This window comes from Parapedobacter indicus (genome assembly GCF_900113765.1).
In the GTDB taxonomy this organism is placed as follows: domain Bacteria; phylum Bacteroidota; class Bacteroidia; order Sphingobacteriales; family Sphingobacteriaceae; genus Parapedobacter; species Parapedobacter indicus.
The window spans coordinates 234,336-250,700 of record NZ_FOQO01000004.1; the positions used below are offsets into that span (position 1 = coordinate 234,336).

The following is a 16,365-nucleotide window of genomic DNA, read 5'->3' on the forward strand; positions in this document are numbered from 1 at the left end:
CTTCCTAATTGGTTTCTAAGATGGAAGATATCCGGTCAAAGATTTCTTTAAACACGGAGGGTAAGTTACTCTTTATCTCTTCATCACTCATTAAGGACAGCACCTGAATATGCGTGGTAGGTTTTCCCCTCCCTAAAAAGTGGTAGTTGTACCAAATCATCAATTCCTTTTCTTCATCAGAATATGTTTCACCTATTGCTTTCTCTGATTTAAGTGTGGCTTGTACAGCACTGTTTACCTTTTCTTCAAATTCTTCCGGTTCTGCATCTTTATCTGGTATTCTTGGTCCACCTCCTTTAGGAATGGCTTTTTTATAAAATTCAGGGTAATGAATAAGCATCAAAAAATCCAAATCAAGAGGAAAAGAGTAAAATATGTTATGTTCTTTCAGGTAGTCAATCCATCCTCCTAACGTATCATCATCTTTATTTACTCCCCAAGTATGCATTTTTTCAAATTCTTCATCACTTAGCACAGAATCGCCCGACGTCATCAACACCTCATTTTTCTCTAATCCAATCTGAATAAGCTTTTGCAGCGCATACTTCACTCGTCCCCATCCACCACCTTCTCTTTCTATATCCAAATCAAGCAGGGTGATATACGGTATATGTAGTGCTTCCAGTAGCTTCCAAATGTGATTTACAAACCGATGCCCCAATGGAGCGAAAGTGATTATATTATCATCAAAGTCAACTTTCATTACATCCATCAATCTATTGAATATGACTTCCTCACTGTCACCTTCTCCAATAACTACCAATCTGGCAAAGTAGATTTCGGGATAATTGCGTACAGCTTCCTTTACATATTTATACGCTTCATCTGCTTTGTCAGGAAGAAATATTGGATTCACTTCCGTTTCATAATCTTCTGTGATTCTGAAATGAAGGATATATTCAGGATCTAATCGTTTTATTATAGCTGGTGTATGGGAAGATAATAAGACCTGTGAGTTTTCCTTTTCTGCAATTGTTTTAAGAATTTTGATAACCCTGCCTAACAACTGCGGCGCAATATGATTTTCTGGTTCTTCAATTGCTAATATCGTAAGCAGCGGCCTGGTAACTCCTATAGTTTCATCTTCTTCCTCTGCCATCTTTTCCTCTATATCCAAAAGGGAACATACCAAAGTCATATAAAATAAGGAACGGTACCCTTCGCCTAATTCGTCGATACCAAACGGCTTATGGGTTCCGGTGGGACTGAACGATATTTCCAGCTTTTTGAGAATAGCATCAAAATCACTTCCTCCAAAGCTAAAATTTGTATCTCTATAGCGTTCATCCTTATGGAATTTCTGCCAGAATTCAGTGATGGAAGTTTGGACAGTACCAAATTCAGATAAATCCTTAAATGCATCGTTGATTTCGCCAATTTTTTTAACGAACGTTTCTTTAAGGTCATCACCCCACTTTATCTTTCTTAATACCCTGTACAGAATGCTGCCAGAAGCATATCTTAATTGTTCCGCAGGTCTTCTTATAGCGGGAACATACAATACCTGGATAAGGGTTCTGAAATGGTTAGGAAAAGGTTGCTTATTATCCTCCTGATCAGGTTCATATTCAGGAGTCTTAATAAAATAGGTTTTGACCTCTATTTCCCCTTGAGGAATTAAATCTGATTTTTTCCATGTTGCTTCTAATCTTATACGAATGTAAAGATCCCCAAGCAATTCATCTACTACCATGTTCGAGAAGAAGTGTGGTACCGCTTCTTGTTCATCTTCTGAAAAATCGATTCTTACTTCGATAGAAAGCGCTCTTTCTGTTATTTCGTCGGAATTTTCATCTTTCCCTATATGAAAATCTTGCCGATAGATTTCCCGCTCCGACAGGGATGAACCAAATAACTTTTTTAGGGCTTCGAGTGCTGAAGTCTTACCGGCACTATTCAAACCTATAAATGCTGCAAGTTTGTCCTGCAAAGGGATGATTACTTCCTTAGGCCCAAAGGATTTATAGCCTTTTATTTTTAATGTAGATATCCTCATACCTTCGGAATTTATTCAAATATTCTTTTAAATATCACTTCTAACTCACAGTGTTCCTGATCTTCAAGTGTGATATTGGGCAAATGCGGTCTACAATCTTCGTAACCTTTTAGGATTTTAATAGCATTAAGTGCTTTTGTTGGCTTATCGTCGCCTGTAACACCATCAGGATAGTAGCTCTCTATGGCTCCATGAGATAGTATAAAAATATCTTGATTTCTTAGTTCTGCTAATAAAGACGATTTCTCTGGAATTTCTATAGCCTTATCTGTAAATACCCTTCGTCTCAGATTATTTTCCTCTTCTATAAATAGGAAATCGATTTCCAATGTTTCTTCTTCAGTTAATGCGTTTCCAGCTTTTACTTTAAGCCCAAGTTCTTTCAGCTTATTGTATCGTTCCTTCCACGTATATCTTCTTACTAACTCTTTTATTTTGGTAGCTGGTAGATCTACCTGACCTCCCTGCTCATGAGCTATCTTATCAAGAGTGCCTAACAGTTGTTCTCTTTGCTTTTTAATTTCATCCGAGACAACAAATTTTTCAAAACCATCAATCAAGGCATCCGAATCAACTATACAAAAGCACTTTATCTGAAAAAAGCTGTAGAAGTCAATAAACCTTTTAATATTTGATTTTCCATTTATTGATATGATAGGGATGTTTTTCGCGTCAAAGTTCCATTCTGAGTTTAAGAGTTTTGCTACTTCCTTCATATAGATCACATCCGAATCACCTTCTACTAATAGCACCTTATTGGCGAAAAAAGCGGCAGTATTGTTTTCATAACAAATTATTTGAAAAGCATCTTTTGCACCAATCTCTTTTAAAAGATTTACTGTCAGAAATTTGCCATATGGTTTTCCCTGGACTGGATACTCCTTAATAACCTTAACAAAGGTCCCCGTAGAATGGGGGGAAAAGAACATCGGCGAATGCGTGGTAACAAAAACCTGATTATTGGCTTCAGTCAATTTCTCCAGCGCTTCAAACAATATCTTCTGTGCACTTGGATGTAGGTATAATTCGGGTTCTTCAAACAAGAAAATATAAGGTTGCTCGCTCGCTTCTACAGGTGCTACTTCTGCCATCGACCCTTCCACCGCACCAGCCAGCTTAGTTTCTGCTGCTTCTCTTTTTTGCTCTTTGTACTGCTCGACATAGGTTCTCAGCAAAGCAAAAGTTACAGCCCGCTTAATACCATCGCCTTTAGTCTCAATAATATCCCTTACGCCGTCATCAATTAGGATTCGGGCATTGGTAAATACTTGTTTTAATTCAGGTTTCGGTATTTCTATTTCAATCTTTGATTTGGGGAAATTTTCTGACAGGAACGAACCAATCTGCCTTTCTATATCCTGTAACTTTTCAATCCTGTTGTCGGTGATCAGCTCCGCTTCCCTAACGACATTAAGCAGTTTATGCAATTCATTAAATGAATCTGTGATTTTGTCAAAATGCTCTGAGTTTTCCAGAAACCTCATTAGGATGCTTAGAAGCTTTCCAAATGTTGCAGATTCTTTAGATTTGACATCATCCTTTAAATCTTTCACCGCAGCAATATAAATTGGTTCTGGAAGTAAACTTTTTATACTATTGTCAATACCGGTAGGAAGAGGAGAAAGTTTTAATTCTAAATTCTCAGACTGCATGTTAGAAATTATTTCTTCCAGCTTTTCATAAACGTCTTTCTGCGTTTTAACATTGGATAGTTTATCCCCAAATTCCGGGAATAGTGAAATAATACTTTCTGATATTTCCTTACCCTTTTTACCTTTTAATATTCCTCCCACAACATCTTTCTCAAACCTAGGGTCTTTTGGAGCCCAACGGCTGCAACGAAGTTCGGATTTGCCATCTGTACTGGTGCTGTAAAGACGTGTTAATATAAGTTTATCCCCTTCAAGTATTTCCTTGATCCTTGCTCGATGGTCCGGTGATAGCCTATTTATGTCTTTCTCATCGATACCTGAGAAAGTTAGTTCTATTTCAATAGACTCCTCTTCATCATAAAAATCGGACTTGCTTAAACTTGTCCCAGAAAAGAATAAGCTCGTAGCCAATAATATTGTCGACTTGCCAGCATTATTTTCTCCTATAATACATGTAAATGGAGAAGTTTCAAGTTGATCAGATTTAACACCCCTATAGTTCTTTATTTTTATACTTGATATATACATGATATCTATAAGTTTTTCCTAATGTAATTTATAAACCTACAACCTCCGCCCTACTCCTCCCACTCTGCCCCTTATCCACCTTAATCTGCACCGGTATCCGCTCGGTCATTTCCTGCACATGAGAAATCACACCCACCTTACGTCCTTGATTATGCAACCGCTCCAGCGCATCCATTGCGATGTTGAGCGTATTCGGATCTAACGATCCGAAACCTTCGTCGATAAAAAGGGACTCGACATTCATCCGACTAGCAGACAAGGAGGCCAATCCTAAAGCCAAGGCCAACGATACGAGGAAGGATTCCCCGCCGGAAAGCGAATACACGGTGCGAACTTCATCGCCCATGTCCTGATCCAGCACCTGCAAGCCCAGCGTATTCGGTATCCGTTGAAGGCGGTAGCGCTTGGACAGCACTTCCAAATGCACGTTGGCGTAGTTGAGCAATACATCCAGCGTGTACTCCTGCGCCACCTGCCGGAATTTCTTGCCATCGGCGGAGCCAATGATATCGTTGAGCTTGGACCAGTTATCCACCCCGAGTTGCTTGGCTTGTATGGTGGCAAGCAGATCACCCAATTGCCGTTTGTTGCTTTCATCTTGCTTCAACCGGAAGCCGATTTCGTTGTGATCCCGCTGGGATTCTAACTTGCTGGCTTGCTGCTCTTGTAGCCGTTGTTGCAGCGTATCCAAGGGTTCGTCAGAGGGTCGCTGTTGCTCATGTTGGGTAAGTTGCCGGGTACGCTCATCCAATACAGATGTGGCTTGGGTAACGGCGCGCTCGATGGCTGAAAGCGCCTCCCGCTCTTCGGCGATCCATTCCGCCGGATGGGTAAGCAATTTTTGCAGCGTTGCCTGATCCAGTCTGCTTTGCTGTTTGGCACTGTAATCGGTGAGCCATTGTTCGATTTTGCCGGATAGCTCGGCGGCACGCTTTTCCAGCCGAGTGATTTCGTGCTGCGTTTCCTTGGCCGTTGCGTCCAGTTGGGCTTTTTCGATTTGCAAGCGCTCTTGCGATTGCTTCTTGGCATTTAGCTGCTCCTGCGCTTCGGTGATTCGCTGCTTCAACCGGGCTTCGATGGTTTCGACGGCTTCACCATTGAACAGGGATAGGCGGCTTGCCCTGAAGGTTTCGAGGATAGCCTGCTTATCGGCATAATCACGCTCGGCAAGCGTAACCTCCGCGGCAAGGTCTTGTTCTTCCTTTTGGATACCGGTGAGGGTGGCCTGTGATACTTTGAGGTTATTGCGGTCAGCATCCAACGCTTCTGTCGTTTTCTTCCACTCAGCAGCAAACTTGTTGACGCTTTGTAGAAAAGCTTCATGCTGGCTCTTCCAACTGGCAATCCACTGGTCGTCCGGAAAGTGTGGCTGTATAGCCGCCAATATTGCTTCCAGATTGGCATTGCCGGATGTGTGCTCTTCCTTGGCGTTGGTAAGGCGCTCCTTCAGCGTCTGCAGATGGTGGGCTAAGTCTTTTACGGCATCGGCCGATGCGGTATGTTCGGCTTGTAATCGCTGTAAGGTCTGCTGGAGCTGATCCAATGTATCTTGCGAATGTTGATGTTGGTCCAATTGCTTGCTAACTTGTCCTTGAGCCGCCGTTAGTTTTTGCGCATGATCGACCAGCCACGTGTCTTTATGTGCCGGTTCTATATCCGCGCATGCCTGACTGATAGCGTATTGTTCCCATTGACGGGTATGTTCGTCTAGTTCACTTCGCTTTGCGGCAAACTCCCCGTCGAGCTGTTCGATGGTTTGCCGCAACAGGGGTACGGCTTGCGACAACTGGCCGTGACCGGCAACGTGCTCGCTGTAGGTATGCTCGATGGCATCGTGCGCTTTCCGCAGTTCATCCAGCACGTGGTTGAGCTTCGGATTTTCGTGAGCGTAGGGATGGGTTTCGCTACCGCATACGGGGCATGGCTGGCCATCCGTTAATTGGCTGCGCAGGGTTTCGACATCGGCCGAAGCAGCAACCATCGCTTTTTCGAGCATAGCAGCCGACGCTTTGCGCTGCTCCGTAATGGCTTGCAGTGCGATGTCGGTGTCTTGAAGTTGGATTTCTTTTGCCTTTAAGTCAAGTTTATGGTCTTCGATCTTTTGCTGTTGCTGCTGGGCATCTTGTTGCGCTCGGTAAAGTTGCCGCCAAAGGGCAGTGGCTGCGAAGAGTGCCTCCAATTGGGCAGCCAAGGCCTTGCTTTCTTCGCGGAGTTGGCTGACGGGAAGGGCAGTCAAGTCTTTACGTAGCATGATAACTTCTGCTTGGGCATCATTGAGCTGCTTGGCGAGGTTTTCTGAACGTTGGATGGCCTCCGCATGTTCAGTGGTTTTAGCTTGGATCTGTGCCTCGTATCGGGCGATATCGTTGGCCGCACGGTCAATGGTGTCCAATTGTTTGCGAGCCTCCGCTAACTTGGCGACAATGAGCGTGTGGTGCTCGGCGACAGGCTGGCGGTCTGCACGCTTGTCAATCCATTGGCGATGGGTTTCGATCTGTCGCTCCAGCGTATCGGCTTCCTGCTGCTTGTCAGCGAGCCGTTGCTTGCTCCCCGCCCATTTTGCTTGCCGGGCTTGTAACTGCTCTTGTGCCTTGGAGAGGTCGGCCTGCTGAGCATGTAGCTGGATATCCAGTTTGGCAGCTTCAGCCAATTGGGGCTTTGCCGTTTCCAGCGTGCTCGTTTGTGCTTCGAGGTGCTGGGTGGCTTCGGTTACTGCGGCTGTGGCATCGTTGACCTGTTGCGCCAGAAGCTGTTGCTGACTGCTGATTTCTCCGCTTGTTTGCTTTCTTTGGATGAGGCGTTCGGTCGCTTCTTGATACAAATCCACCGAAGTACGGACAGGCTGTACCTGTTCGACCTGCCTAAGGTACGTTTCGCGCTCGGCCGATTGAGCCTTTTCGGCAAGGCGTTCCGTTAAGGTGTGTTGGGCTTCGTTTACCTGAGCTTGATAATGGCTTAAATCGTCATGCCATTTGATTTCTTTGGCGGTCGCATCAATCTGCGTTTGGAGCTGGTCGAGGGTTTTTGCTAAATCGGCTTCCCGTGCTTTGAGGTCGGCCAGTTCTTCAGTCGTGAGGATGGCGATGCCTTCCTGCCTTTGCTGGAGTAGTTTGAGCTGTTCCTCTTCTTCGCGACAACGCTCATATACTTTCTTGGATAGCTCGGAATAGATGTGCGTGCCGGTGAGCTTTTCGAGCAGCGATGCCTTTTGGTCTTTGTCTGCTTTCAGGAATGCAGTGAAATCGCCCTGCGCCAAGAGTACCGAACGGATGAACTGCTCGTAGTTGAGACCGACCAGCCTAGTGATCTCGGGCAGGAGCTCGGTTTTCTTGCCGCCGATGTCGCTGCCGGTTGTGAGATTCCGCAAGGTGGTACTGGCCTGTTGGAGGCTGCCATCTACCCTATTCCGCGCACGGCGTACGCTCCATGTGGCTCGGTAGTGCCGGCCGTCGATACCTACGAAATCAACCTCGGCGTAGCCTTCGGCCGTGCCATCGCGCAGAATGGCGCGCACGTCGCTCTGGTTGATGGTGCTGCCCTGTACGTCGGTAATCTCGATACCGATTTCGCGGGCCTGTGCATAACGCGGGGTTTTGGCATAGAGTGCAAGGCACAGCGCATCGAGGATCGTGGATTTGCCTGCACCGGTGGGCCCCGTAATGGCGAAGATACCGGCGGAACACAGGGGCTCCTGCGTGAAGTCGATTTCCGTAGTGCCTTCCAGCGAAGCGAGATTCTTGATACGTATGGCCAGTATCTTCATGCCTCGTCTCCTTCTTTTTCGTAGACCTGCTGAGCGACTTCGTTGAACAGCACCATCAGCTCCTCCGGCACGTTATTGGCATATTTTGCTTCATATACCTTGGTGAATACATCTATCGGTTTCATTGATTGGAGCTCGTCGGGCGAGATGGTCTGCTTTTGCTCGGCTGGGTTTTTCTGCACTGGATACCGTGTATCGATACGGGCGAGGCGTACGTGCTTATCTGCTATCGCCTGCTCGACTTTGTGACGGAGGCCAGGCTCGGGGGCATCCAGCAAGACGGATACCTGTAGATATGGGGCTGCCGTGCGGTCTTGGCTGGTTGATAAAGGCAGTTGCTGCAGGGCGAGTAATGCTTCCTCTACGCGGCTGTGTACACTTGGCACTTTGAGCAACGGCACGGTAACGGGTACCTCAATGCCCCGGGGTGGCGTTGCCTGTCCGTCTTCAAGCGTAAACAGAATGACCTGGTGCTTATAATTAACCTCCGAAAATGACATCGGTAATGGACTGCCACAATACCGGATATGCTCCTTGCCGCCGAGCCGCTGTGCCTTGTGGATGTGGCCTAAAGCGATATAGGTGATATCTTCGGGGAATGCGGATGCTGCTATGCACTCCACGCCGCCCATAATAAGCCGTTCGGCCTTGTCCATATCAGACGTCTCAGCGCCCCGTGCATGGAGGTGCCCCATGGCGATGATGGCCTGTCCCGGTTGCCGTTTGCTTTTAGTCGCTTCGTACAGATTGCGGTACAGCGCGGCGACGCCTTCCGCATAGGGATTGTCGCAATCGGTCAGCGAGGGATAGTCGCCCATGCGCAGGAACGGAACGGCCATGCACCAGGCTTTGACATCCCCTTCTTTTGTGAGTGGGATGATGAGCTTGTCGACGTCGATATTACCCTGCTCATCTTTCGGCACCGCGCCGATGATGTGGATATTGGACGATTCGAGCAGCGGCTTCGGCGCTTCCAGCCGTGACGCGGAGTCGTGGTTGCCAGCAGTAACGATAATCTGGATATCCGGGCAGGCTTTGCTAGCCCTATTGAGAAACGTGTAGAATTGCCGGATGGTGGCAGCAGATGGATTGGACAGGTCGAACACATCGCCACTGATGAGCAGCACATCCACCGCTTCCCGCTGCAACGTCTGCACCAGCCAATCCAGAAATTGCTGGTGCTCGTAGGTGCGGTCGTACTCGTGGAAAAGCTGGCCCAAGTGCCAGTCGGCGGTGTGGAGGATGTTCATTCGTATTTTTTGTCGTGTTTTCTTAATTTCTTCTGTTCGGCTTACTTACTTCGATTTATTAGTGATGCCCGGAGAGAGACTCGAACTCTCACCGCTTTATACTTGCTTACGGCTTACAAACCTTACACGCCCCATACCCATTCTTAACCGCTTCTTTCTTCGTGGTCTTGATCTGGCTTTTGCTCAGATACCGGCACCCTGTCTTGTGGTACTTCTCCCCGGTTTTGGTGATGTATACCGTGGCGTCCTTCTGTTCAGCGGTGGTATAAGCAACTACCCTACCCTGCACATCCGAAGCCGCAGGCAGCAAAAGCCCGAAGACGAGAAAAAGGTAAAGGATACGCTTACGCATGATGGTTTGTGTCGGTTTCTTGATTAACGGTTAGCGGTTAGTGAATTCGGTTATTGATTATATGGTATTATTGATTTATTACTTGTTTTTCTTAGGCCCATTGGCTTATAAAGGTAATTATAACATGCAAGGTAAAACATCGGATTGAGAATTACAAATTTTGATTACCCAAAGGTAACCGTAGGAATGGTGAGGACATTACGGGAAACCGGAAATGTAAAAAGCAATAATTCTGACCTCGCCATCCGGAACGCTACCATTGCAGCAAAAAAATGGATTTTTTACCGCTCTTTGCTATCAATCAAGTTAGAACGCTACGTAGAACTGTTCGTGAAAAGCGGATCACATACACTATTGGGAAAAGGCTGGCATACTCGTATTCGACCGCAAGGTCTAGTATTCGAACAAGGCGATTGCTTTCAGAGGCGCTATAAAATTAGCTTTAAGGGGACTAAAAATAACTTAATTGCAATTTTGACATAAGATAAACGATTTATTTTCGGTTATCTTGTTGTTTTTTTACAGCATGAATTTAAAGGTATCATTTCAGGAACTCGCTGCGTTGCAAATGGAAATGCTATCCAAGCAATCACCGATTTCATTAAAAAAAGCAACGCAGCAGGTATTAACGCTAAAAAAGACAAGCTCGTCAAAGACCAAGAAGCAACGGCAATCCTAACATACGCAGATAGCAATGATTACATAAACCCCCAGTTGGTTTTTTTTCATTGACACGGTATTCTTTCTCATGCCTGCATTTTATCATTAGAAACAACTATTTTCTGGACACCTTCAATAGGTATATATTTATTGCATGCTTACAGCGATTCACACATCACGGAAACTTGAAAAACTCATAAAAAAGTGGGTGGTTCCACAAACGCACAATATCGAAAATGCACCCCTGGGAAAATGGAACGCTACCGTCTTCTTTGTAGATCGAAAAAAATGCTGGCTCATAACGAATGCTAAAACACAGTACCACGTCATTCTGCCTGACGTCAAAGCTGCCGACATAGCTGATATTGATCGGATATTTAAGCGGGCTTTTTATGCACAACTGCAATATGATGGCATTTCTATTTCCCTGGACAATGTTAATCGCCTGTTGAATGATGTTCACCTCTATCCTACCGATAACGACAGAAGCTCAACCGCGTATCAAAACCAGCGATTACTCGATTTGGATTACTGGAAACACGAATATCAAGGTCTGGAATATATGCCAATCCGTGATTTGACTAACCGGATCAACAAAACCCCGATTAACCTGACCTCTAAAAAGAGGTTTAGCGGTTATACCGATGCATTGACTGAGATGAGACGACTGTTGGACACCCATGCTATGGGCGAATGATGCGGTTGCCTCGGTTTTTTTCGAACATGCAAATTGTCATGTCGGCGATATTACAATTGAGACACGGCAATCTCCGACAATGTTTCGCTTGTAAAATTGTGCATACCACTTAACCAATTGGTAATTTCCGACGGATGCTTGCCTACACAGTCGGTAAAATCCGATTTGCTCAAACCACGCTGTCTGATTAAATCATCCAATTCAGCAGCCAGCTTCATTTTGACTGCTGTTTGTGTTTTTTCTGCGAGGGTCAATTCGCCCAATGATCTCGCCAATTATTGAACTACTGATTTTCCTTGCTTTTTTAGTAGTCTTCATCTACAACAGATTTAAATCCCCTTCCAATTCCGAGGGCCACCATATACATAGTAATGCCCGGAGAGAGACTCGAACTCTCACCGCTTTATGCTTGCTTACGGCTTACACACCTTACACGCCCCATACCCATTCTTAACCGCTTCTTTCTTCGTGGTCTTAATCTGGCTTTTACTCAGATACCGACATCCAGCCTTGTGGTACTTCTCCCCCGATTTGTGATATATACCGTGGCATCCTTTTGCTCGGCGATGGTATAAGCGGCTGCCATACCCATTCTTTAGAATACACACACGCATATTGATCCATTTGCATCCTAAAAACTTAAGTCCTATCTTTGTTAAACAACAGAATAAGCGATGGCAACACTCACGGTAAATATTGAGGACCAAGGAGCTGAGCTAAAAGTACGTGCGCTCTTGGATAAATTGGGATTGAATTATTCTATCAATATGGATAATACACTCTACAATTGGTGGGAGGATGAGCTGTTGGTGGAGGAACTGGATAGGCGCTCGGAAGATTTAAAATCCGGCAGGGATAAAGGTGTTTCTTTTGCCGAAGTAAAGCAGCGTCTACTCTCCAAATAAAAAGCGCAGCAGCCTGAACCGTGCCCAATACCGTTATTATATCTTCACTCGCTGAAAAGGAATTGCAGGATTCCTTCGATTGGTATGAAGAGCAACGGATCGGGTTGGGTAAGCGATTCCTAAACCAAATTGAGGCCTCAATAGCTGCTGTAGCTAATAATCCGAAGTCATATCCGGTAAAAGTCGGCCCTTACCGTCAGTATGTGGTATCGACATTTCCTTTTGTAATTGTTTACGAATACATCGCCGAAGGGGAACTTGTATATATTCTACATATATTCCATGCAAGCCAGAGTCCTGTTAAAAAATTAAGAAGGAGATAATCTCCAAGCTTAATCACAGGCATAGGTGGTTTCGATATGCTTTTTCCGATCCAGCTCCCGAGCAACAAGCTAATCTCTTAAAATAATTGCTATACTTCAATATTTTCGTAAATTATATCCCGTTATTTTGTCGTCGAGTACGAACCTTATAAACATGACACTTCAAACATTACCTTTTAGTACACTCATTGCAGTTGACAGACGGTCCACAACTCCTATATTCAGGCAGGTCGCAAACAGCTTGATAGAATTGATCAAAAGTGGAAAAATAAAACCTGGTTATCAATTGCCAGCAAGTCGGGATATGGCGTCAATGCTAAAACTAAACCGTACAACGGTAGTTGCTGCTTATGAGGAATTGCAAGCTCAGGGTTGGTTTGAAGTGATAGAACGGAGGGGCAACTTCGTTGCGCGACAATTGCCTGTAATGAATCCGAAATCGTTCGGGGTGAGCTCTTCAGATAAATTCTTATCGCAGCAGCAAGAGATCTTTTACCGACAGGTTGCTGCTCGCCAACCGGTAACAAGGCAGCTAAAGCCTTACCAGTTGATGATTAATGATGGTTATCCTGATGCGAGGATTGCGCCTTTAGATTTGATAATCGATCGGTACAAATTTTTGTCAAAAAGAACGAATATCCACAGTAAATTATTAGCCGACGGATCGCACGGAAGCAATTCGTTGAGAACGGAACTTGCGTTGTTTTTGTCGAAAACCAGGGCTTTGAATATCACTCCTGAGCAAGTTCTGGTGACCCACGGGGCACAATTAGCTATTTCTGTTGCTGCAAGTATGATTCTACGGCCTGGCAGTACTGTTATTGTCGGCGACGTAAACTATGTTTTAGCTGATAGACTTTTTGAGCAGTTGGGTGCTCAGCTTATAAAGGTTAAAGTTGATCAAGATGGCATTGATGTCGATGCAATTGCGCGCATCTGTAAACAATCAAAGCCTAGCCTCTTGTACATTATTCCCCACCACCATCACCCGACGACTGTCACACTCAGTGCTGAAAGGCGAGTCAAACTTTTAGATATCATTCGCCGTTACCGTCTTCCTGTAATCGAAGATGATTACGACTATGATTTTCATTATGAAAATGCACCGATATTACCCTTAGCCAGTGCAGAACACGATGGCTATGTTCTTTACGTTGGATCAATTTCTAAAACGTTGGCTCCAACGATCAGGCTGGGGTATTTGATTGGGGGAGAGAATTTCATATGGCAGGCAGCTAAACTCAAACAGGTGCTGGATATCCGGGGCGACGTACTATTTGAAGAATCTGTTGCCCACCTTTTCGATATGGGTGAAATGCAAAGACATCTGCGACGATCGGTAAAGCTGTACAAGAAGAGGCGCGATGACTTCTGCGAGATTTTAAGGGCTTCTATTGGAACTGTTGCCAATTTCAATCATCCAAATGGAGGAATGGCGGTTTGGACCTTGTTTGATCCCGAATATTCCATATCCCACCTCTCAGAAAGGCTAGCCCACCGGGGTATTTATATGAACGATGGAAGCCTTCACAAATACAGAATTGATGTCAACGGAATAAGGTTTGGCTTTGCTTCCTTGAATTCAAACGAAATGGAAACTTTCGGCCAAGCCCTTAAAGAATCTATATAAGCTTCCCTATTGTGTTCTTTTCCAGTCATCGAACCTTATCTTACCCGAATAGAACTCGCCAGAGGGAACTAGGCCTGATTTTGAAATGCTATGGAACATGTATTTGTCATCCTGATTAGATACTACAACTTTATCTTCGCCTTTCGCCTTCAAATAGCTTTCCACGAAATCGCTCATCAAGCCGCGGTCAGGTCCGGCTATCTCCACTATCTTGTTTTTTGGTTGCTCCAAAGCGAACCTTACCACATAATTTACCACGTCCTGCAACGCTATCGGCTGATAGTCAATTGTCGAGACGTGGACGTTCCGGCCTTCACCCTGAACAGCGATAATGGTTCCTATATGCTCATGGAATTGGGTCGAGCGGATGATAGTATAAGGTATGCCGGATTCAACTAAGGCATCTTCCTGATACTTTTTTGCTTGCAGGTATCCTATATGTTGTGCCCGATCTGTTCCGACAATAGAAAGTACCAGATGATGCTTGATATGCGCAAGCTTCTCTGCCCCAATGAGGTGTTTAGCGGCCGTACGAAAAAAATCTAAAGCGATTTGATCATCTGGTGATTTTGAATTGGAAAGATCAATTACAATTTCGGTTCCATCCAAAGCTTCTTTAAGACCTTCTCCCGTCAAGATATCAATGCCGGCTGAGGGTGCTCCTACGATTACCTCATTACCCATAATTTCCAATTTTTCACACACTCCCTTGCCGACCTGGCCGCTTCCTCCGATTACTAAAATTTTCATGATTAAACTATTTAATAAAACTTGTTGAAATAAAAACAGATTTCATTTATCAATGCGAGCTACCGTCTTATTGATTTACAAAAAAAGAGATAAAATAGACGACGATGACCATCCACTATTCAGATTTGCGGCAGTCCAGGTCCTAACATTAGTGTTTTGAACTTGGTGGCCAACGGTTTAAGGTCTTCTCCCGTCCATAAAAACGAAGATTGGATTTTGGAAAGCCCGATCAAAGAAATGATCCCTTCCTCGGTGACTACCTTGTAGCCGCTCGATTTCTGCGATTTAAGGGTAAGGTCAAGTGATCCATTGGCCAGATCTATTACCGGTACTTTCGCATCGGCCTGGAACGAAATGGAGTAAGTGGAGGTGAAAAATTTTTCGTCTTTCGTATTGTCTGTCCGGTATTTGATCTTAAAATCTTTCAGTTCGGCTAGTTCGGAAATGGTTATGAGTCGCCCAGCTTCACGGGGAATCCAGACTCCATACGCCATACATTACTTTCTGATTTTTCTTTGCGGCATCCGAGTAAACCCAGGCAATTGAATTTGATAGGATTAGTTCTTTTAGGTGAATACGTGATTAATTGATCTTGGTATAAAAGTTCGTGGTTGAAGTTGGTTGTCGAATACTCAGTATTGGGTATTTTTTGGGGTGTATGGGTGGAGGATAAATTGTTGGTGGGGTTGGTTGTAAACAAAAAAGCCACCGCAAGCGGTGGCTCTGTTCGGTTATAAGGAAAGTTATTTGTCTTTTTTCTGGAGGTCGGCGCGAACTTTCTCGACGAAATTAACAGATACGGATGCCAATTCCGCTATTTTTTCGTCGTGAAAATTGGTATTGAACAGTAAGTTCTTTACAAATAGATAACCCGCCTCTTCTTTCCCTTCTCGTCTTGCGGTATCAAACGCATTCTGTGTATCCCACTTGGCTTTTAAACTTGCTTCGTATGCCATACGTTCCTCCTTTCTTAATTTTGCCACTTCCGATATCTTAAAAATCAGCTGGAAAACCCGTTTATCCAAAAATGTCGGCACTTTATCCAGTGTGTTCATGTGCTTCAACAGATACATCCACTTGTCCATATCCGTGAGCAGACCATCCGCCTCTTTTACAAAGTTAGGTAATTTATCAGATTCTTGTCAGCTTTCATTGGCCTGATAGAGCCCTGACGGGGTTCCAAAAACTTAAAACCCAACTTGTTGTAAAAAGGTTTGCAGGTGTGCTTATCCATTAAAGCAATATTGTGGAAGTACCGGTCCTGTTCACCGGCATCCATGCTGAATTCCAGAATGCCGATCAGATACACTTCCGGAAGTTTGTAACTGTTGGTTTCTCTCCCCTTCCGAAGCAGCCGCTGGATGAGCCGTGATACGTAAAACAGGGCCCGGTCCTTGAAGTGATCCTGCCGGATGCGCTGCATCTCCACAATGAAATATTCGCCGTTGTCGCCCCGACAATGCAGGTCGAAAATGACACGTTTATCCGTAACGTCGTCTCCATCATATTCATTGGGTGCATACGTTAGATCAATGATGTGTTTCTCTCCCTGGAACAGGTCGTTCAGGAATTCCACCAGAATCTCTTTGTTGGGCTCCTGCCCGAAAAGACGGCGGAAGCCCCAGTCGGTGAGCGGATCAATGAATTTCCCGATTCGGGGTTGTTTGGGTTGTTGGTTTTCCATAATCCAGTTTTGATTGAGTAAAAATCAAAGATAGGGAAATCAGTTGATTTTAACTAATATTTTTAGCCAAAACAAAAGGAAATAAGGTAGTCTGTGTAGCTTGGAAATAAGGTGTGACCACCGTAAATCGCTATCTTTGCCTTTTACGGCGACGGACCCATAATGGGTAAACATG

Annotated in this window: 14 protein-coding genes; 4 read left to right on the forward strand and 10 right to left on the reverse strand. The window is 44.8% G+C overall.

Translation table 11 applies throughout. From position 1 onward, the window contains the following. Positions 1-4: 4 nt before the first annotated feature. The 5 genes from BMZ56_RS10105 to BMZ56_RS10125 form a co-directional block, all read right to left on the reverse strand. On the reverse strand, positions 5-1,996 hold the full coding sequence (locus tag BMZ56_RS10105; RefSeq protein ID WP_090626467.1) for an ATP-dependent nuclease: 1,992 nt from the start codon (positions 1,994-1,996) through the stop codon (positions 5-7). Between the two features lie 11 nt (positions 1,997-2,007). Continuing rightward, complete coding sequence (locus BMZ56_RS10110) at positions 2,008-4,176, reverse strand: AAA family ATPase (RefSeq protein WP_090626468.1); 2,169 nt, start codon at positions 4,174-4,176, stop codon at positions 2,008-2,010. A gap of 28 nt (positions 4,177-4,204) precedes the next feature. Next, a complete protein-coding gene (locus BMZ56_RS10115; protein ID WP_090626469.1) occupies positions 4,205-7,939 on the reverse strand; it encodes an AAA family ATPase in 3,735 nt (1,244 codons plus the stop codon). Further along, positions 7,936-9,189 carry an exonuclease SbcCD subunit D gene (locus BMZ56_RS10120; RefSeq protein WP_090626470.1) on the reverse strand — a complete coding sequence of 418 codons (1,254 nt, stop codon included), beginning with the start codon at positions 9,187-9,189 and terminating at the stop codon, positions 7,936-7,938. The genes BMZ56_RS10115 and BMZ56_RS10120 overlap by 4 nt, the downstream gene beginning before the upstream one ends. A 106-nt stretch (positions 9,190-9,295) precedes the next feature. Next, entirely contained in the window at positions 9,296-9,541 is a 246-nt protein-coding gene (locus BMZ56_RS10125) for a hypothetical protein (RefSeq protein ID WP_090626471.1), read from the reverse strand. Between the two features lie 814 nt (positions 9,542-10,355). Between BMZ56_RS10125 and BMZ56_RS10135 the strand changes: the two genes are divergently transcribed. Continuing rightward, a complete protein-coding gene (locus BMZ56_RS10135; protein WP_090626473.1) occupies positions 10,356-10,898 on the forward strand; it encodes a DUF6933 domain-containing protein in 543 nt (180 codons plus the stop codon). Between the two features lie 50 nt (positions 10,899-10,948). Here the strand turns inward: BMZ56_RS10135 and BMZ56_RS10140 are convergent, their stop codons facing one another. Beyond that, positions 10,949-11,173: a helix-turn-helix transcriptional regulator gene (locus BMZ56_RS10140; protein ID WP_143072902.1), complete on the reverse strand. Its 225-nt coding sequence runs from the start codon at positions 11,171-11,173 to the stop codon at positions 10,949-10,951. Positions 11,174-11,572: 399 nt separating this feature from the next. Between BMZ56_RS10140 and BMZ56_RS10145 the strand changes: the two genes are divergently transcribed. From BMZ56_RS10145 to BMZ56_RS10155, 3 genes are all read left to right on the forward strand, one after another. After that, a complete protein-coding gene (locus tag BMZ56_RS10145; RefSeq protein ID WP_090626475.1) occupies positions 11,573-11,803 on the forward strand; it encodes a hypothetical protein in 231 nt (76 codons plus the stop codon). Between the two features lie 20 nt (positions 11,804-11,823). Beyond that, positions 11,824-12,126 carry a type II toxin-antitoxin system RelE/ParE family toxin gene (locus BMZ56_RS26160; RefSeq protein WP_090626476.1) on the forward strand — a complete coding sequence of 101 codons (303 nt, stop codon included), beginning with the start codon at positions 11,824-11,826 and terminating at the stop codon, positions 12,124-12,126. A 154-nt stretch (positions 12,127-12,280) separates the two neighbouring features. Next, positions 12,281-13,756: an aminotransferase-like domain-containing protein gene (locus BMZ56_RS10155; protein WP_090626477.1), complete on the forward strand. Its 1,476-nt coding sequence runs from the start codon at positions 12,281-12,283 to the stop codon at positions 13,754-13,756. 6 nt (positions 13,757-13,762) lie between these two features. Here the strand turns inward: BMZ56_RS10155 and BMZ56_RS10160 are convergent, their stop codons facing one another. The 4 genes from BMZ56_RS10160 to BMZ56_RS25970 form a co-directional block, all read right to left on the reverse strand. After that, positions 13,763-14,506 carry an SDR family oxidoreductase gene (locus tag BMZ56_RS10160; protein WP_090626478.1) on the reverse strand — a complete coding sequence of 248 codons (744 nt, stop codon included), beginning with the start codon at positions 14,504-14,506 and terminating at the stop codon, positions 13,763-13,765. Between the two features lie 119 nt (positions 14,507-14,625). After that, positions 14,626-15,000, reverse strand: a complete 375-nt coding sequence (locus tag BMZ56_RS10165) for a hypothetical protein (protein ID WP_090626479.1) — start codon at positions 14,998-15,000, stop codon at positions 14,626-14,628. Positions 15,001-15,249: 249 nt separating this feature from the next. Further along, entirely contained in the window at positions 15,250-15,591 is a 342-nt protein-coding gene (locus BMZ56_RS25965) for a PD-(D/E)XK nuclease family transposase (protein WP_256213828.1), read from the reverse strand. Positions 15,592-15,617: 26 nt separating this feature from the next. Next, positions 15,618-16,190: an Rpn family recombination-promoting nuclease/putative transposase gene (locus BMZ56_RS25970; RefSeq protein WP_256213829.1), complete on the reverse strand. Its 573-nt coding sequence runs from the start codon at positions 16,188-16,190 to the stop codon at positions 15,618-15,620. Between the last annotated feature and the right edge of the window lie 175 nt (positions 16,191-16,365).